Annotated in this window: 21 protein-coding genes; 13 read left to right on the top strand and 8 right to left on the bottom strand. The window is 68.0% G+C overall.

The features are described 5' to 3' along the window. Positions 1-74: 74 nt before the first annotated feature. Together JI752_RS16925 and JI752_RS16920 are read right to left on the bottom strand one after the other, a co-directional pair. A complete protein-coding gene (locus JI752_RS16925) occupies positions 75-956 on the bottom strand; it encodes an RNA polymerase sigma-70 factor (protein WP_216966322.1) in 882 nt (293 codons plus the stop codon). Between the two features lie 72 nt (positions 957-1028). Further along, on the bottom strand, positions 1029-1433 hold the full coding sequence (locus JI752_RS16920; protein WP_216966320.1) for a cupin domain-containing protein: 405 nt from the start codon (positions 1431-1433) through the stop codon (positions 1029-1031). Between the two features lie 70 nt (positions 1434-1503). Here JI752_RS16920 and JI752_RS16915 point away from each other — a divergent pair, with 70 nt between their 5' ends. From JI752_RS16915 to JI752_RS16880, 8 genes are all read left to right on the top strand, one after another. Beyond that, the gene (locus JI752_RS16915) at positions 1504-1869 is read left to right on the top strand and encodes a sigma factor-like helix-turn-helix DNA-binding protein (protein ID WP_216966318.1); all 366 of its coding nucleotides are present in this window, start codon (positions 1504-1506) and stop codon (positions 1867-1869) included. After that, the gene (locus JI752_RS16910; RefSeq protein WP_216966315.1) at positions 1866-2894 is read left to right on the top strand and encodes a LysR family transcriptional regulator; all 1029 of its coding nucleotides are present in this window, start codon (positions 1866-1868) and stop codon (positions 2892-2894) included. Before JI752_RS16915 ends, JI752_RS16910 begins: the two co-directional genes overlap by 4 nt. Positions 2895-3043: 149 nt before the next feature. Beyond that, positions 3044-3814, top strand: a complete 771-nt coding sequence (locus JI752_RS16905) for an SDR family oxidoreductase (RefSeq protein WP_216966313.1) — start codon at positions 3044-3046, stop codon at positions 3812-3814. Positions 3815-3932: 118 nt separating this feature from the next. Then, a complete protein-coding gene (locus tag JI752_RS16900; protein WP_216966312.1) occupies positions 3933-4475 on the top strand; it encodes an Ohr family peroxiredoxin in 543 nt (180 codons plus the stop codon). 32 nt (positions 4476-4507) lie between these two features. Then, positions 4508-5761, top strand: a complete 1254-nt coding sequence (locus JI752_RS16895) for a cytochrome b N-terminal domain-containing protein (RefSeq protein WP_254201141.1) — start codon at positions 4508-4510, stop codon at positions 5759-5761. Positions 5762-6013: 252 nt separating this feature from the next. Continuing rightward, complete coding sequence (locus JI752_RS16890) at positions 6014-7072, top strand: alpha/beta hydrolase (protein WP_216966307.1); 1059 nt, start codon at positions 6014-6016, stop codon at positions 7070-7072. Positions 7073-7096: 24 nt separating this feature from the next. After that, a complete protein-coding gene (locus JI752_RS16885) occupies positions 7097-7927 on the top strand; it encodes an oxidoreductase (RefSeq protein ID WP_216966305.1) in 831 nt (276 codons plus the stop codon). A gap of 56 nt (positions 7928-7983) precedes the next feature. Further along, positions 7984-8757 carry an alpha/beta hydrolase gene (locus JI752_RS16880; RefSeq protein ID WP_216966303.1) on the top strand — a complete coding sequence of 258 codons (774 nt, stop codon included), beginning with the start codon at positions 7984-7986 and terminating at the stop codon, positions 8755-8757. Between the two features lie 72 nt (positions 8758-8829). Here JI752_RS16880 and JI752_RS16875 read toward each other — a convergent pair whose 3' ends face one another. Together JI752_RS16875 and JI752_RS16870 are read right to left on the bottom strand one after the other, a co-directional pair. Next, positions 8830-10266, bottom strand: coding sequence for a PLP-dependent aminotransferase family protein (locus JI752_RS16875; protein ID WP_216966301.1), 1437 nt, complete (start codon positions 10264-10266; stop codon positions 8830-8832). 91 nt (positions 10267-10357) lie between these two features. After that, positions 10358-10831 (bottom strand): EF-hand domain-containing protein, encoded by a 474-nt coding sequence (locus tag JI752_RS16870; RefSeq protein ID WP_216966299.1) that lies wholly within the window; start codon positions 10829-10831, stop codon positions 10358-10360. Between the two features lie 265 nt (positions 10832-11096). Between JI752_RS16870 and JI752_RS16865 the strand changes: the two genes are divergently transcribed. The 5 genes from JI752_RS16865 (at position 11097) to JI752_RS16845 (ending at position 13938) form a co-directional block, all read left to right on the top strand. After that, positions 11097-11537 carry a carboxymuconolactone decarboxylase family protein gene (locus JI752_RS16865; RefSeq protein WP_216966297.1) on the top strand — a complete coding sequence of 147 codons (441 nt, stop codon included), beginning with the start codon at positions 11097-11099 and terminating at the stop codon, positions 11535-11537. Positions 11538-11547: 10 nt separating this feature from the next. Continuing rightward, positions 11548-11985, top strand: coding sequence for a cupin domain-containing protein (locus JI752_RS16860; RefSeq protein WP_216966295.1), 438 nt, complete (start codon positions 11548-11550; stop codon positions 11983-11985). After that, on the top strand, positions 11985-12386 hold the full coding sequence (locus JI752_RS16855) for a hypothetical protein (RefSeq protein WP_216966293.1): 402 nt from the start codon (positions 11985-11987) through the stop codon (positions 12384-12386). Before JI752_RS16860 ends, JI752_RS16855 begins: the two co-directional genes overlap by 1 nt. Positions 12387-12478: 92 nt before the next feature. After that, positions 12479-12928: a peptide-methionine (R)-S-oxide reductase MsrB gene (msrB, locus tag JI752_RS16850; protein ID WP_216966291.1), complete on the top strand. Its 450-nt coding sequence runs from the start codon at positions 12479-12481 to the stop codon at positions 12926-12928. A gap of 236 nt (positions 12929-13164) precedes the next feature. After that, entirely contained in the window at positions 13165-13938 is a 774-nt protein-coding gene (locus JI752_RS16845; protein ID WP_216966289.1) for a transporter, read from the top strand. A 156-nt stretch (positions 13939-14094) separates the two neighbouring features. Here JI752_RS16845 and JI752_RS16840 read toward each other — a convergent pair whose 3' ends face one another. The 4 genes from JI752_RS16840 to JI752_RS16825 all read right to left on the bottom strand — a co-directional run bounded on the left by JI752_RS16840 (position 14095) and on the right by JI752_RS16825 (position 17767). Then, positions 14095-15285: an NAD(P)/FAD-dependent oxidoreductase gene (locus tag JI752_RS16840; RefSeq protein WP_216966287.1), complete on the bottom strand. Its 1191-nt coding sequence runs from the start codon at positions 15283-15285 to the stop codon at positions 14095-14097. A 15-nt stretch (positions 15286-15300) separates the two neighbouring features. Beyond that, complete coding sequence (locus tag JI752_RS16835) at positions 15301-15858, bottom strand: YaeQ family protein (RefSeq protein WP_216966285.1); 558 nt, start codon at positions 15856-15858, stop codon at positions 15301-15303. A gap of 89 nt (positions 15859-15947) precedes the next feature. Then, entirely contained in the window at positions 15948-17018 is a 1071-nt protein-coding gene (locus JI752_RS16830) for an oxidoreductase (protein ID WP_216966283.1), read from the bottom strand. 74 nt (positions 17019-17092) lie between these two features. Beyond that, on the bottom strand, positions 17093-17767 hold the full coding sequence (locus tag JI752_RS16825; RefSeq protein ID WP_216966281.1) for a type 1 glutamine amidotransferase domain-containing protein: 675 nt from the start codon (positions 17765-17767) through the stop codon (positions 17093-17095). Positions 17768-17846 lie beyond the last annotated feature (79 nt).

The raw sequence follows: 17846 nt of genomic DNA, 5'->3' as shown, positions 1-17846 counted from the left end.
TTGCAAGAGCAGCACTCCGGGACATCACACTAGGCTTTTACGAATCCCCAATCCCGAATCCCCATTCCCGGCCTTCAACTCATCGCCATCACCTCCCGCCGCGCCACACGCCTGAGCTTTTCGGGCTGCACGTACACGCGCACGATGCGTTCGCCGTCCGTCTCGTAGGACTGCACGGATTCCAGTTCGTCGTGTATGTAGCGCAGCAGGGCCATGCGGCCGTTGATGATGGCCCCGCGGATGTGCAGCTCGTCCTTGAAGCGCAGGCGCGCCGCGTACAGCAGCGCGGCGATGCGGTCGCCGCCGACCATGGGCTTGGGGAAGCTGGTGACGACGCCGCCACCGTCGCCGACGAGCACCGCCGACTCGGCCATCAGGGTCTTCATCGCCGCGAAGTCGCCGCTGGACACCGCTTCCAGGAAGCGGCGCATGAGCCGCTGGTGTGCCTGGTCGGAGACTACGTAGCGCGGGCGGTCCTCGCGAAGGTGCTCCTTCGCGCGTTGCACGATCTTGCGGCACGTCGCTTCGGTCTTTCCCAGGATGTCGGCGATCTGCGCGTAGTCCGCCTCGAACACTTCGTGCAGCAGGAACGCCGCGCGCGCGTCGGGCGCAAGGCGTTCGAGCACGGTGAGGAAGGCGATCGACAGATCGCTGGAGGCTTCCTGCACTTGCTCGGGCGTGGAAGGGCCGTCGGTGAGCACGGGCTCGGGCAACCAGATGCCCACATAGTGCTCGCGCTCGTTGCGCGCCAGGCGCAGGCGGTCGATGGCACGGCGCGTGGTCGCGGCGATCAGCCAGGCTTCGGCGTTCTCGATGCGCGCCGGATTGGCGTCGTGCCAGCGCAGCCAGACGTCCTGCACGACGTCCTCGGCCTCGCTCAACGAGCCGAGCATGCGATACGCCGCGCCCAGCATGCGAGGCCGCAATCGCCCGAAGGTAGCGGTAGCGTCTTCCATCCCACTCGAAGCGGAAGAGGAAGCCGCAGTCTGGCACGCGCGGCGGCCGCGCTCATGGACCGCTGTGCGCAGTTACTTCGGCGGCAGCACCGGCGGTTTGCCCGCGTCCTTGAGCAGGAATACCGCGAACGTCGCCGGCTCCGTGCTGCTCGCGTTGCGGCCGACGGTATGGAGATCCTGCGGGCCTTCGTGGAAGGCCTCGCCCGGCTTGAGCGTGACCTCCTTGCCGCCCTCCACGCCCATGACGATGGAGCCGTCGACGACGTAGACGAAGCCGTGCGCGTCGTGGCGATGCACCGGATCGGCGCCGCCCGGCGGGTACTGGACCTTGAGGATGAGCACTTCCTTGCCCGGATATTCCGGCAGCGCCTTGGTCATCACGGGCGTGACGATGGGCTCCGGTGCAGCGGGGCCGGCGGCGCTGGTCGCGCCGATCGGAAGCAGGACAAGGGGAAGCAGCAGATGACGCAGGTGCATGGCGCGCTCCTGGCAAGCAGATGGGACGCCCGGCGCACCGCGCCAGGCTCGCTGCAAGGCTAGGCGCGCGATGCAGGCGCCGGAAGGCGTCGCGACGGACGCATCGTGTTGCGCCGAGGGCACCAATGCCGACACGTCACAAACCGCCGTCCTGGGCCGTCTACTGGATATGGACGCCGAAAACACTCCCAGCCGGGACCCTGCGCTGCCCACGCCGTCGGAGCGGGTGTGGGCGGAATTCCTCATCGTGCTCGACGCACTGCCGCCCAGTGCCCGTGCCGCATTCATGCTGCACGAGGTCTTCGGCGCCAGCTACGACGACATCTCCGCTCTCCTCGGCCTGCCGCCACCGGCATGCCGCCAACAGGTGGAACTGGCCCGCGCATGTGCGCGCGAGCACGCCCGCTCCATCGCAAACCCAGCGAGGACGCCATGAACCTGGCGACGATTCCCCAGTCCACCGAAGGTCACGACGTGCTGAGCGCCAGCTTCTCCGCCAGCTATGCCGGCGTGGTCGCCTTCATCGCCGTCGCCACGGAGGGCAGTTTTGCGCGCGCGGCCGACCGGCTCGGCATCGGCCGCTCGGCGGTCAGCCGCAGCGTGCAGAAACTCGAAGGCCAGCTCGGTGCGCGATTGTTCCTGCGCACCACGCGTTCCACCTCGCTCACGCGCGAAGGCGAGCTGTTCTACGAGAGTTGCCGCCCCGGCGTGGAGCGCATCCTGCAGGCGCTGGAAGAAATGCGCGACCTGCGCGAAGGCCCGCCGCGCGGCGAGTTGCGCGTCAGCGCCCCGCACGGCTTCGGTCGAAAGGTCATCGCGCCGCTGCTCAACGGCTTCCGCGCGGCGTATCCGGGCGTGTCGGTGGAGTTGCTGCTCGACGATCGCCCACTCGATCTGGCGGGCGATCGCATCGATGTCGCGTTCCGGGACGGTGCGCTGGAAGACAGCCAGGTGATCGCCAAGCAACTGGTGCCGATGCAGATGCTGACGTGCGCTTCGCCGGCTTACGTGCAGGCGCACGGGTTGCCTTCGACGGTGGATGAACTGCCCGCACATGCGTGCATCAACCAGCGACTCGCCAACGGCCGGCTGCAGAGCTGGGATTTCCGCGTGGAAGGCCGTGCGCGCAACGTGCGGCCACCGGCCGAACTGGTGTTCAACGACCCCGAACTCGCGCTGCAGGCCGCACTCGACGGCCACGGCATCGTCCAGCTCCCGGCTTACCAGGTCTGCGACGCGCTGCGCAGCGGCGCGCTGGTGACGTGCCTGGACCCGTTCGCGCCCGACGACCGCGGCCACTACCTGTGCTACCTGAGCCGGCGCCAGCAACCCAAGCGCATCCGCGCGTTCATCGACTTCATGACCGCGCAGATCCGCGCCCTGGACCTGGACGTCATCGCGCACTGGCAAACCACGCAGGCTGGCGCCGCGCGCCTGGAGCGCATCGACGAGGCCGCGTGAGCGCCCGCGATTGATGCGTGGCGGGCAACAACGTGCGTCCACCCACAGGGCTACTGCCGCGCCGGCGCGCTTCCTAGCATCAGCCCGACAGTCATTCGTGTCGCCGCGCTTGCATGCGGCGGCCGCTCATTCGTTCACGGAGGTCGAACATGAAAATCGTCGTCATTGGTGGAACCGGCCTCATCGGCAGCAAGGTGGTCGAGCGCCTGCGCAAGGCCGGGCATGAAGTCGTCGTCGCCGCGCCGTCCACCGGGGTCAACATCCTGACCGGAGAAGGCCTGGACGAAGCGATGGCGGGGACGCAGGTCGTCGTGGACCTGGCGAACTCGCCGGTGTTCGTGGGCGAGGCCGTGCGCGAGTTCTTCGAAGCGGCCGGCCAGAAGGTGCTCGGCGCGGAAAAGAAGGCGGGCGTGGGCCATCACATCGCGCTGTCGGTGGTGGGCACCGATCGCCTCGCCAGCAGCGACTACTTCCGCGGCAAGCTCGCGCAGGAGCGCCTGATCCGCGAGTCGGGCATCCCTTACACCATCATCCATTCCACGCAGTTCTACGAGTTCCTGCCGGGCATCATCCAGTCCGGCGACAAGGACGGTTCGGTGCACCTGCCCACCGCGCTGGTACAGCCCATCGCCGCGGAGAACGTAGCCGATGCCGTCGCGAGCCACGCGCAGCAGGCGCCGTTGAACGGCACGGCGGACATCGCCGGACCGGAGCGCACTTCGCTGGCGGAACTGGCCCAGCGTTTCCTTCGCATCACCCAGGATCCGCGCGAAGTCGTCGGCGACCCAAGCGCGCTGTACTTCGGTGCGCAATTGCAGGACGACACGCTCGTGCCGTTGGGCGCGGCGTGGCAGGGCGAGATTGGTTTCGAAGGCTGGCTGCGCCAGTCGGAGTTCGCGCGGTACGCACCGCGCGAGTAACGCGATGTCGGGCTCGCGCCCATCGCGGCACCGTCGCTCGTCGAACACGACGAGCGGCACACGGCATGGCGACCGGGCCGGACGCCGGTGGCACCACAAGGATTTGTCGGGGATCGCCATGAGCACGCTCAAGCCACCGTCGCCGCGCCTGCTGGACAAGTACTACGGCGATGACGTCCATCCGCTCTACACGGGCAGGGTGTGCGTCACCGGAGGCGAAGCCGCGCATGGACGCGCCTCGGGCGTGGCGCGATCCGACGACGGTGCACTGGATCTGGACCTGCGCCTGCCGCTGGCGTTGGGCGGGCAGGGCGGAGGCTGCAATCCGGAGCAACTGCTGGCCGCCGCCTACGCGGCGTGCTTCCACGGCGCGATGACCCTGCTGGCGATGCGCGCCGGGCTGTCGTTGGCCGGTGCCAGCGTGGAAGCGGCCGTCACTTTCTCGCGCGATCCGGTCGACGGCCTGTTCCTGCTCTCGGCGGAAGTCGCGGTGAACCTGCCCGGGATCGAGCGCAGCGTCGCCGCCGAACTCATCCGCAACACCGAGCGCATCTGCCCTTACGCGAAGATGTTCCGGCAGGGTATCGAGCATGCCGTCGCACTCGCGCCGGACACCGCAACGCCGTCTCCGGTCGGCACGGGAGGCCCGTCATGGCGATAAAGATCGTCCGCGTATACCCGAAGAACCGCGTGCTGGCCTGGGTCGAGGACCGCCTGCCGTGGCTGTCGTTCGTCTCTGCGCACACCGCCACGTACTACGCGCCGAAGAACTTCAACATCTGGTACCTCTTCGGCGCGCTCGCCTCGGTGGTGCTGGTGAACCAGCTCGTGACCGGCATCTTCCTGGCGATGCACTTCAAGCCGTCGGCGGCCGAAGCGTTCTCGTCGGTGGAGTACATCATGCGCGACGTGGAGTGGGGCTGGCTGATCCGCTACATGCACTCCACCGGCGCGTCGCTGTTCTTCGTCGTCATCTACCTGCACATGTTCCGCGCGCTCCTGTACGGCTCGTTCAAGAAGCCACGCGAGCTGGTGTGGATCCTGGGCATGCTGATCTACCTGGTGCTGATGGCCGAGGCCTTCCTGGGCTACGTGCTGCCGTGGGGCCAGATGTCGTTCTGGGGCGCGAAGGTGATCATCTCGCTGTTCGGCGCGATCCCGGTCATCGGCAACGGCCTGACCGAATGGATCATGGGTGACTATCTTCCGGGCGATGCGACGCTGAACCGCTTCTTCTCGCTGCACGTCATCGCTTTGCCGCTGATCCTGCTGCTCCTGGTCACCGTGCACATCCTGGCGCTGCACGAGATGGGTTCCAACAACCCGGACGGGGTGGAGATCTTCGACAACCTCGGCCCCGACGGACATCCCGTGGACGGCATTCCGTTCCACCCGTACTACTCGGTGGAGGACCTGCTCAGCACGGTCGCCTTCCTGCTGCTGGCGGCGTTCATCATCTTCTTCGCGCCCACGGTGGGCGGCATCTTCCTGGAACACGACAACTTCACCGAAGCCAACTCGCTGGTGACGCCGGAGCACATCAAGCCGGTGTGGTACTTCACGCCGTTCTACGCGATGTTGCGCGTGATCCCGCACAAGCTCAGCGGCGTCGTCGTGATGTTCTCGGCGCTCGCCGTGCTGTTCCTGCTGCCGTGGCTGGATCGCGGCAAGGTGAAGTCCATCCGCTATCGCGGTCTGGGCTATCGGATCGCGCTGGGCGCATTCGCGACGGCCTTCGTGGTGCTCGGCTTCATCGGCGCGGGCGCCGTGACGACGATGATCGAACGCGTCGCCGATGCGGGCGCCGACATCAACGCGATCGAAAACTGGATCGGGCGCGCGATGGTCGCGGTCTATTTCGGCTTCTTCGCATTCGTCTGGATCTACACGACCTTCGGCCTGGAGCGCACCAGGCCCGTTCCGGAACGGCTCACGCATCATCCCTGACGCGATCCGCGCGGCGCTCGGACGCGCGCGCGGGTCATCCATTGGTATGTGGGCATACCAACGTGTTATCGCCGCAGGACGCGCAGGCTGGTTCCATGGCAGCGGCCGCCACACTTCGATACGAAGACCGGGGTTGCCGAACACATCCCGGACACATGCGCCGGACATGCTTGCGCCGCGCTTCCGAGGGACGCGAACCACGCCCTCGCAGGCAGCCGCATCGCCACTGTTGCTCGATAACGGAGATCGACCATGGACAAGATCGAAGCCGCCGGGATCGACCCCGTGCGCCGCCTGCTCATCGGCACCGCCGCCGCTGGCGTCACCGCGGCGTCGCTGGGCCTGATCGGCAGCGCACGGGCCGCGACACCCGCCGCCGCGCAAAGCCCGGCCACCAGGCGCGCGACCCACGCATCCTTCGGGCCGCTGAAGCAGGTGCGCGCCGGTGTGCTCGACATCGGTTACGCGCAGGCCGGCCCGGCCGACGGTCCGCCGGTGATCCTGCTGCACGGCTGGCCGTACGACATCCACAGCTATGTCGATGTCGCGCCGCTGCTCGCGGCGAAGGGTTACCGCGTGATCGTGCCGCACCTTCGCGGCTACGGGACCACGCGCTTCCTTTCGCCCGCCACGCTGCGCAACGGACAACCCGCGGCGCTCGCCCAGGATGTCATCGCATTGATGGACGCGCTGCGCATCGACAAGGCGATCGTCGCCGGCTACGACTGGGGTGCGCGCTCGGCCGACATCGTCGCCGCGCTCTGGCCCGAGCGCGTGAAGTCGCTCGTCGCGGTGAGCGGCTACCTCATCAGCAGCCAGCAGGCCGCGCAGGCGCCGCTGGCGCCCGAGGCGGAGCTGCAGTGGTGGTATCAGTTCTACTTCGCCACCGATCGCGGTCGCGCGGGCTATGACAAGAACCGCCACGATTTCGCCCGCCTGATCTGGAAGCTGGCGTCGCCGAAGTGGAACTTCGACGATGCGACGTTCGATCGCAGTGCAGTGGCGTTCGAGAATGCCGACCACGTCGATATCGTGATCCACAACTACCGCTGGCGCCTCGGCCTGGCCGAGGGCGAGGCGCGCTACGACGCGCTGGAGGCGCGCCTGGCGCAACTGCCGTCCATCAACGTGCCCACGATCACGATGGAAGGCGATGCGAACGGTGCCCCGCATCCGCCGCCGGAGGCGTATGCCAAGCGCTTCACCGGGCCGTACCAGCATCGGCTGATCAGCGGCGGCATCGGCCACAACCTGCCGCAGGAAGATCCGCACGCGTTCGCGCAGGCGGTCATCGATTCCGATCGTCTCTGATCGTCACCCCGGGAGGACTGGACGATGCGCCTGCGCTGGTTGATCACGGGAAGTTCGCGCGGCATCGGCCGCGCTCTCGCCGATGCCGTGCTGAACGCCGGACACCGCCTCGTCGCGACGGCGCGCGATCCCGCGCAGCTCGCAACCCTGCAGGCCGCGCATGGCGATGCGGTGCGCGTCGTCGCGCTGGATGTCACCGATCCGGTGGCCGCGCAGCGCGCCGTGCAATGCGCGGTGGATGCATTCGGCGGGCTGGACGTGCTGGTCAACAACGCCGGTTACGGCAATGTCGACTCGGTGGAGGACACCTCGCTCGAGGAGTTCCGCAGCCAGATCGAAACCAACCTGTTCGGCACGATCATCATGACGCGCGCCGCGATCCCGCTCATGCGTTCCCAGCGCAGCGGACATATCGTCCAGGTCTCCTCCGTCGGCGGTCGCGTCGGCGCACCGGGCCGCGCGCCGTACTCGGCTGCGAAGTGGGGCGTGGAGGGCTTCTCCGAAAGCCTGGCGCTGGAGATGGCGCTGATCGGCGTGCACGTCACGATCGTCGAGCCGGGCGGCTTCCGCACCGACTTTGCCGGCGCCTCGACCTCGCTGCGCGAAGGCCGTCCCGAATACGACGCGGTGGTCGGCGCCACCGCGCGCATGCAGCGCGCTTACGACGGTCGCCAGCCCGGCGATCCGGCACGCGCGGCGCAGGCCATCCTCGCGCTGGCCGCGATGCCATCGCCGCCGCTGCGCCTGGCGCTGGGCAGCGACGCGGTCGCACGCATAGAACAAGCCGACCGCCAGCGCCTGGACGAATTGCAGCGATGGCGCGAGCTGAGCCTCTCCACCGACTTCCCCACCTGATGGCGACGGTTCGCGCCATCGATTCCCCCGATGTTCCAACCTTGAAGGAGTGTTGCATGAAGACCTTGCTCGCGGCCCTGACCTTGACTGCCGTGTCGATCGTGGCTCCGGCCTTCGCACAGGGCGCCAAGCCCACCGTCGTGCTCGTGCACGGTGCGTTCGCCGATGCGTCCAGCTGGAACGGTGTCGCCCGGATCCTGCAGAAGGACGGCTATCCCGTGGTCGCCGTCGCCAATCCGTTGCGCGGTGTCGCCAGCGACGGTGCCTACGTGTCGGACCTGCTGACCAGCCTGTCCACGCCGGTGGTGCTGGTCGGCCACTCCTACGGTGGCAGCGTCATCAGCGAAGCCGCGCGCGATCATGCCAACGTCAAGGCGCTCGTCTACGTCGCCGCGTTCGCGCCCGAGGCGGGCGAAACGGCGGCGGGCCTGTCCGGCAAGTTCCCGGGCAGCACGCTCGGCCCGACGCTGGCACCGCCGGTGAAGCTCGCCGGTGGCGGTGCGGACCTGTACATCCAGCAGGACAAGTTCCCCGCGCAGTTCGCCGCCGACGTGCCCAAGCCGGAAGCCGTGCTGATGGCCGCGACGCAGCGCCCGATCACCGAGGCGGCGCTCAATGAAGTCTCCGGCGCTCCGGCGTGGAAGGCCATTCCGTCGTGGTTCGTCTACGGCGACCAGGACCGCAACATCCCGCCCAAGTCGCTGGCGTTCATGGCCGAGCGCGCCAAGTCCAAGGGCACCGAAGTGGTGAAGGGCGCATCGCACGTGGTGATGGTGTCGCATCCGGAATCGGTCGCGAAGCTGATCGAACGCGCCGCTACGGCGAAGTAAGGACCCGCTGCCGCGCGCACGGGTTCGTGCGCGCGGTGCGGCGTTGGGCGACACGCACGAATCGGGGCCGGATCAGCCGGCCAGCTGCTCGAGAATCCCGCGAACGCGGTCCAGCGCAGGGTCGATGTCCTGCGCTTCAATCGCGCCGAATCCCATGAGCAGCCCGGGCTTGCCGTCAGGCAGCGCATAGCAGTCGTCCAGCGGATACAGGCCCACTTCCACGCGACGCGCCAGCTGGCACAGCTGCATCGCCGTGAGGGGCGCGTGGATCATGACGGCCAGGTGATAGCCGGCAATCGCGGGCAAGGGTTCCAGCCAGGGCGAGAGATCGCCGGTGAGGCGCGCGAGCAGGCGTTCGCGACGCTCGCTGAAGACCTCGTGGCAGCGACGCACGTGCCTGAGCAGGTGGCCTTCGGCCATGAAGCGCGCCAGCGTCCACTGCAACACGGTGGGCGTGTGCCAGTCGGACAGGTGCTTGGCGTTGATGAGCGCCGTGCGCAGGGCGGGCGGCGCGACGGCGTAGCCCAGTCGCAGCTCGGGCGACAGCGATTTCGAGAACGTGCCGATGTAGGCGACCAGCCCCTGACGGTCCAGTGTCTGCAACGGCTCGAAGGTCTGGCCGACGTAGCGGAACTCGCTGTCGTAGTCGTCCTCGACCACGATCGCGCCGAGTTCGCACGCGCGATCGAGCAAGGCATGCCGACGCGCCGCGCTCATCGTCATGCCGAGCGGGAACTGGTGCGTGGGCGTGGTGTAGATCAGCCGCGTCCCGTCGGGGATTCGGTCCACGCACAGGCCCTCGGCGTCCACGGGCACGGGCACCACGCGGGCGCGCTGGGCTTCCAGCAGCATGCGGGCCAGTGGATAGCCGGGTTCTTCCATCGCGACGATGCTGCCGGGCTCGATCAGCACGCGTGCGATGAGATCCAGGGCCTGCTGCGCGCCGCTGGTGATCACCAGGTCTTCAGGACGACACGACACGCCACGGCTGAAACCGATGTGGCGTGCGACCGCGTCGCGGAGTTCGGGAAGGCCTTCGGGCTCGGCGTAGAAGCCACGCAGCGTGGCGGTGCGGCGCAGTGCATGGAGTGCGCACTGGCGCCATTCCGCTTCGGGGAACAGGCGTCGCGACGATGCGCCGGCGATGAACTCGTAGCGCAGCCGCGCCTCGGGCACGGGATGGCGCAGCGGCGTGCGGATGTCTTGCCATTGCCGCGCCACGACGCGTCCCGCCAGGTCGTCCTGGACCAGCGGACGCGAGGACGGCGGAAGGCGCGATGCGACGAAGGTACCGGCGCCCACCTGCGTGACGATCAAACGGTCGAGCGTCAACTTCGCGTACGCCTGCGCCACGGTCTTGCGCGATACGCCGAGTTGGTCGGCAAGCAGGCGCGAGGGCGGCAATTGCTGTCCGGCCGCGAGGCGCCCGGTGCGGATGCCATCGCGCAGCTGGCGATAGATCTGCTCGGCCAGTCCACGCGTGCCTTCGATGACGACGTGCAGTTCCATGTCGGCCGCGATTATCGGCCATCGACGCGAAGGAAGGTGCGCCCCCTCCCCGGGAACGGGAGGAGGGAAGGGGAAGGGGCGCGGGAAGCGGTCAGTCCTTGATGCCGGCGAACAGGCCGCGCGGCATCGGCTTGCCGTTGGCGTCGTAGGCCTGCTTCACGTTCTGGTAGGCCTCCTTCTCGGAGATGAAGCCGTCGCCGTTGGGGTCCTTCGTCGCGAAGATCGCTTCGCCGCCCGGCACCACCGCCACGAACTCGGCGCGCGAGACGAGGTGGTCCTTGTCGGTGTCGGCCGAGGCGAACCGTGCGTCGCCGCACTGGCCTTCGCCGCACTTGCCCTCGGCGGCCTTGGCGGTGGCCTTCGCGTGGGTCCCGCACTTTCCTTCACCGCACTTTCCTTCACCGCATTTGCCCTCACCGCACTTGCCCTCGGCGCCGGCGTGCGCGGCGGCGAGCATGTAGCCCTGCGAAAGCGGTTGGACTGCGAAGGCGGAACCGCTCAGCACCAGGCCGGCGAGTGCGACGCCGAGCATGCCGGCGGGGTGACGCGTATTGATTCGGGACATGAGGACACTCCAATGACGGTGGGATGCGGCGCCGCCATCGGGTATCGGGCGAAGCGCGGCAGGTGCTACTTCGCGCGGTTGGCGTGTCCGCGGTGTGTCGTCGCAGGGGCGGTCGTGTAACGCGATGTCGCGTGCGGCGCCTTCGTTACGTTTCGATACAAACGGCGGTGGAGGTGGTCTCCGAAGATTCCCGGAATTGGCGCCCTGCGAGTGCGCACTGCCTCCCTAGGATGGCCTCACTCCCCAACCACACGGAACCTGTTCCATGAAAGCCCGTCTCGACTTCTACAAAGCATCCCCCGACGCCGCCAAAGCCATGATTGCCCTGGAGGCGGCCGTCAACAAGCTCGGCCTGGAGCCGTCCCTGCTCGAACTGGTGAAGCTGCGCGCTTCGCAGATCAACGGCTGCGCCTACTGCGTCGACCTGCACAGCAGCGATGCACGCAAGCACGGCGAGAGCGAGCGTCGCCTGCACGCCGTCGCGGTGTGGCGCGAGTCGCCGTTCTTCACCGACAAGGAGCGCGCCGCGCTCGCCTGGACCGAGTCGCTCACGCGCATTGCCGACACGCACGTGCCGGACGCCGACTACGAATGGGTCAGCAGCCAGTTCGACGAGCGCGAGCGCGTCAACCTGACGGTGGCCATCAACGCCATCAACGGCTGGAACCGCCTTGCGGTCGGCTTCCGCTCCGTTTCGGCGATGTGAGGTGAAGCGCATGAACACCCGCATCCTGTCCGGCGCGTTGCTGCTGGCATCCCTCCTGGGGGCCGCGCCCGCGGCCTTCGCCCACGGCCCCGGCGAGGGCGACGGCGCCGAGAAGATCGGCATGCTGCAGCAGCGCGCACTGTCCGACGCGCCGGGGAAGAACCTGTTGTTCTTCACCGTCGAATACGCCCCGGGCCAGCGCTCCATCCCGCACGTGCATGGCGGTTCGGTGGTCGCCTACGTGCTGGAAGGCGCCGTGGTCTCGCAGCTGGAAGGCGAGCCGCAAGTCACCTATCGCGCCGGCGAATCCTGGTACGAAACGCCGGGGATCGACCACCTCGTCTCGCGCAACGCCAGCGACACGCAACCGGCGAAGCTGCTGGTGTGGATCCTCAACGAAGGCGACGGCCCGGTGTTGACGCCGATCCCGGCGCAGGAATCGCGGTGATGCGTGCGCAGCGTGCGAAGGTCGATCCGGCCTGGCCCAATGCACTGCGCTGGTTCCTCTCGCAGTCGCTGGCCAGCTTCGCGCCGTGGCACTTCATCACGCAAGGCGAGGAGCTGTCGTTCGCGGCGCGTGAGTTCCGGCTGCAAGACGTCGCGGGGCGCGAGGTGCTGGTGTTCGCGCGCCGCGAGGACGCCGAGGAATTCGCGGGGCTGGAGATCGTCGGCGCACGCGTCACCGGGCGGGTGATCCGCTTCAGCCCCGGCTTCGTGGCGGGCACGGATGCCGCCGCAAGGCATGACATCGTGAAGGACGCCTACGAGGACGTGTTCGGGTTCGTCGCCGACCGCGTGATCCCGGACATGCGCGCCGCCGCCGCCCGGCACGACGCGGCGACCCTTTGAATCCGGCATTGAAACAGGGGGCATTGGAGTCCTTTCCGATGCCCCCATCTTGAACAGGCCGAGTTCGATCAGGCCCGCCTAAAGGAGCCCCCATGAGCGACTATCGCAAGACCCCCGAAGCCGTCGCACGGCTGACCCCGGAGCAGTATCGCGTCACCCAGGAAGGCGCCACCGAGCGCCCCGGCACCGGCGAATACCTCCACAACGAACGTCCGGGCATCTACGTCGACATCGTATCCGGCGAACCGCTGTTCGCTTCGTCGGCGAAGTACGAATCCGGCTGCGGCTGGCCGAGCTTCACCAAGCCGATCGATGACTCCAGCATCAGCGAACTGCGCGACACCTCGCACGGCATGATTCGTACGGAAGTGCGTTCCTCGCATGGCGACAGCCATCTCGGCCACGTCTTCCCCGACGGCCCGCGCGATCGCGGCGGCCTGCGCTACTGCATCAACTCGGCGTCGCTGCGCTTCATTCCGCGCGAGGAGATGGAAGCGGCCGGCTACGGCAAGTGGATCGATCAGGTCGAAGACCTGCGCTGATCGCGGTGCACACAGGTCGGCCATGCCGATCTGAACAAGCGGCGGCCGGTCCGGACGTCATGGTGCCGTCTCCCACCATGGCGCCGGCCGGCCTTGCCTGCATTTCACCGCGCGCTCACCGGCCCGCCCTCAGCCTGCGCCCACGACGCATTGCCTGGGGCGCTGTGATGGGATCGAGAGCAACGCAGCGCGACCATTCCTTCGAATCCAACACGCGCGCCCGCATATCCGCGCGGATGCTCGCTGCGTGCCTGGTTTTTCTGCCGTCCGCCGCCGCGTCGGCGCAGCAGCATGACGCCGACGAACTGGCCAAGGCGCTGTCCAATCCCGTGGCGGCACTGATCAGCGTGCCGTTCCAGTACAACTACGACGAGACGTTCGGCGAGGACGGGCAACGCCATCTGATGAACATACAGCCGGTGGCGCCATTCTCGATCTCCGAGCACTGGAACGTCATCTCGCGCACGATCCTGCCGGTGATCCACCAGCGCGATGTCATCCCCGGCGACAACCAGACCGGCATCGGCGACATCACGCAGAGCTTCTTCTTTTCGCCGAAGAAACCCGGCGCATCCGGCCTGACGTGGGGCGTGGGTCCTGCGATGCTGATTCCCACCGGCAGCGACGACCTGGGCGCCGATACGTGGGGCTTGGGCCCGACCTTCGTTGTGCTCAAGCAGGAAGGCGCGTGGACGTACGGCGCGCTGGTCAACCACATCGTCGATGTCGCCGGCGGCAGCGACCGTGCCGACATCAATTCCACCTTCCTGCAGCCGTTCGTCAGTCGCGGCATGGGGCAGGGCCGCACGCTCGGCGCCAGCTTCGAGTCGACCTACGACTGGGAAGCGGAGCAATGGACCGTGCCGCTCAACGTGTTCTACAGCAAGGTCTCGAAGATCGGGAACCAGCGCGTCAGCTACCAGGGAGGCGTGCGCGCTTACCTTGACCAACCGCCGGGCGGGCCGGAGTGGGGCCTGCGTTTCACCTTCACGCTGTTGTTCCCCAAATGACGCGCCTCTCCCGCTTGCGGTGAGGGCAGGGCGTGCTGATCCATTCGAGCAAGCCTGCGCGTTGGCCCTCATCTGCCTGCCGGCTCCTTCTCCCGTGAATCGGAGAAGGGCTGCTCCGTCATTGGCTGCTCAGTTCGCGAGAACAGGCCGGGGACGCTACACCGCGTTACCGGCGGCGTGCCCCGAAGCCCAGGCCCACTGGAAGTTGTAACCGCCGAGCCAGCCGGTGACGTCGATGACTTCGCCGATGAAATACAGCCCCGGCACACGCCTGGATTGCATGGTGCTCGATGACACTTCATCGGTATCGACACCGCCCAGGGTCACTTCGGCGGTGCGGTAGCCTTCGGTGCCGCTGGCCACCAGCGACCAGTCGCTCAACACCTGCGCGATCTCGCGCAGCTGCGGCGCGTTGTACTGCTTCATCGGCCGATTGGGCAGCCAGTGTTCGCACAGTCGCTGAGCGAAGCGCTTGGGCATGACGTCGCCGAGCACGGTCTTGAGCTCCGCGGACGGCCGTTCACGCTGCCATTGCTGCAACGCTTCCAGTGCATCCTGGCCGGGCAACAGGTCCAGGCGCAGATCGTCACCGGGCTGCCAGAACGAGGAGATCTGCAGGATCGACGGGCCGCTGACGCCGCGGTGCGTGATCAGCATGTAATTGCTGAAACTCGCGCCGTTGCAGTGCGCGGTGACCGGCAGCGCGACGCCGCTCAGATCGGCCAGGCGTTCCTGATGCTTGCCGCTGAGCGTGAGCGGGACGAGCCCCGCGCGCGTGGGCAGCACGGCGTGGCCGAAGCGGCGCGCCAGTTCGTAGCCGAAGCCGGTCGCGCCCATGCTCGGGATCGACAGCCCGCCGCTGGCCACCACCAGCGATGGCGCGGAAAACGCACCGTGGCTGGTGTGCAGGCGGAAGCGGGCTTCCTCGCTGTCGCCGTGGCTGACGCGCTCGATGCTGCAACTGGTCTCCACGCGCACGCCGGCATCGGCGCATTCGTCCAGCAGCATCTTCACGATGAGCTTGGACGAGACATCGCAGAACAGCTGGCCCAGTTCCTTTTCGTGATAGGCGATGCCGTGGCGCTCGACCATCTCGATGAAGTGCCACGGCGTGTAGCGCGCCAGCGCCGACTTGCAGAAATGCGGGTTGGCCGAGAGGTAGTTGGCGGGCGTGGCGCCGGTGTTGGTGAAATTGCAGCGACCGCCGCCGGACATGAGGATCTTCTTGCCGACGCGGTTGGCGTGTTCGACCACGAGCACGCGCTTGCCGCGCCGACCGGCGGTCAACGCGCACATCAGTCCCGCGGCGCCGCCACCCACGATCAGTACGTCGAAATGCCCGCTCATGCCGAACCTGTGCGATCAGGCTGCCTGTGCGGCCGGCGCCATGCGCGTGCGCGGACGCAATGCGACCGTGCCGGTGTCGCCCATCACCTGCAACTCGCCGTCCTGGATGATGGCGTTGAGGCGCATGCTGCGTTCGATCATCGCGGCCAGGGCGTCCACGGCCGCCGCATCGATGTCGATCACGGTGAGGTTGCCCAGGCGCGTCAACACGGCGGCGTTCTTGTCCCACCACAGGTCGGCGGCGCGGCCGCCGTAATTGACCACGACGACCTGGCGCGCGCGACCGCAGGCCTTGCGGATACGCGAGTCGTCGGGCTGGCCGAGGTCGATCCACAGCTCGATGTCGCCGGTGTAATCGCGGCGCCAGAGATCGGGTTCGTCGTCGGTGCTCAGGCCCTTGCCGAATTCCAGGCGTTCGCTGGCGAACAGCGCGTAGGCGACCACCCGCACCATCAGCCGCTGGTCGGTCTCCGACGGGTGCTGGGCGAGGGTGAGGGGATAGGTTGCGTAATGGTGCCGGTCCAGGTCACTGAGCTGAAGCTCGGCCTTGACCACGGTCGCCTTGAGCGCCATGTGGGGATGCCTTGGGCGATAACGGAGCGCGCATTCTAGGCGCTTGGCGCCGCGCGCGCCCGAGGCGCGCTGGGCGCGGTCCCGGGGCATCAGCCGGCGAGGTACCGGTACTGGATCGGCCGGGCGACCGCGCCATGCAGGGATCGCGCGGCGTGCCAGGGCCAGCGCGGGGATTCGACGAGGGTGCGGGTCAGCGCGACCACGTCGGCATGACCGTCCGTGACCAGGGCTTCCACGCGCTCGAAGTCGGGCTCGGCGACGGCGAGGATCACCGGCGTGTCGATGGAGCGCTTCACCCGCCGCACCGCCGCCATTTCACGCGCACGCGTGGGCGCCGGTTGCGCGAGCAGGCCCCCGGTGCAGACCTGGAAGCCATCGCAACCGCGTGCTTCCAGCGCTTGTGCCAGGACGACGGCCTGCTCGATCGACCAACCGTTTCCCGCGCCGTCGTAGGCGGGAATCCGCACCGTCACCGGGCACCGGGCCGGCAGCGCATTGCGCACGGCTTCGAACACCTCCAATGGAAACCGCATGCGGTTGTGCAGGCTGCCGCCGTAGGCATCGTCGCGCCGATTGGATCGCGGCGACAGGAACTGGTGCAGCAGCTGTCCGTCGCCGGCGTGAAGCTGGATCGCATCCACGCCCGCCCGCGACGCACGCGCCGCCGCGTTGGCGAAGCCTTCGCGGATGCGCTGGAGATCGAGGCGATCCAGCGCCCGCGGCGGCGTCTGGCCGCTCTGGAAGGGCAGTGCGGACGGCGCGACCGTGCGCCAGTCCCGTCCCGTGCCCGGGGCGATGGGTCCGCCACCGAGCCACGGCACTTCGGTGGAGCCGCGTCGCCCGGCGTGGCCGAGTTCGACCGCGATCGGCACGTCGCACCAGCGGCGGATGCTCTCGATCGTCAGGCACAGCGCCGATTGCGTCTGATCGTTCCACAGCCCGACGTCGGCGGGTGTCGTGCGTCCCTCCGGCAGCACCGCCGTGGTTTCGATGATCAGCACGCCCGCGCCGGAAAACGCCAGATGCCCCAGGTGGATGAGGTGCCAATCGCTCATGCAGCCGTTCTCGGCGGAGAACTGGTGCATCGGCCCGACGGCGAGCCGGTTGGCGAGCTCCAGCCCGCCGATTCGGATCGGTTCGAACAGACTGGAGCACGGCACGGCTGCGTCTCCTTCTCACCGTGTGCCACACGATGCCGTCCGTCCGGGCGCAGGCCCGGGCGGGCGCGGCATGCTCACGCGCGCTTCAACGCGTCCACGAGCGCTTCGCCCACCAGCGTGCCGGAGGCCGGGTTCTGGCCCGTGATCAATCGGCCGTCGACGACCAGCTTGGGCTGCCACGGCGGGGCAGAGGAATGTTCGGCGCCCGCCTCGCGCAGCGCGCCTTCCAGATCGAACGGCACGTCGGCGCGGGCGTAGCCGTCTTCCTCGGCGGTGGAGAACGATGTCAGCTTGCGCCCGCGAACGAGCGGCGTGCCGTCGTCGAGCGTGGCGCCGAGGAAGGCGACCGGCCCGTGGCACACGGCCGACACGATCTTCCCGCCGTTCCAGGCGCGCATGACCGCCTTCTTCACCTCCGGGTCGGTCGCGATGTCCACCATCGGCCCCAGCCCGCCGGGAAAGAAGATCGCGTCGTAGTCGAGCACGTCCACGTCGCGAAGCGGCCGGCTGTGGGCCAGTCGCCGGTACGCTGCGCTGTTGGAGAACGCGACCTGCACGGCATCCTTTTCGTCGAAACCGTCCTGCGGTGGCTTGCCGCCCTTGGGCGATGCGAACTCCATCGCGATGCCGGCCTGATCGAGCACCTCGAAGGGATGTGCGATCTCCGGGAAAAAGAATCCGGTATGGCGGTTGTTCGGGCCGATGGTGCCGGCGTTGGTGGAAACACACAGGACGTACTTCACGCGCATGGCCGTTCTCCCGTGCCGGAGCCAGACGCATTTGGTACCACGGGCGATGTCGCGGACGCTCGTAAAACGCGGTGAAATC

This window comes from Lysobacter sp. MMG2 (assembly GCF_016735495.2).
GTDB lineage: Bacteria > Pseudomonadota > Gammaproteobacteria > Xanthomonadales > Xanthomonadaceae > Lysobacter_J.
Note: the sequence above shows the minus strand (reverse complement) of the source record. Positions and strands in the feature narration are given on the sequence as shown.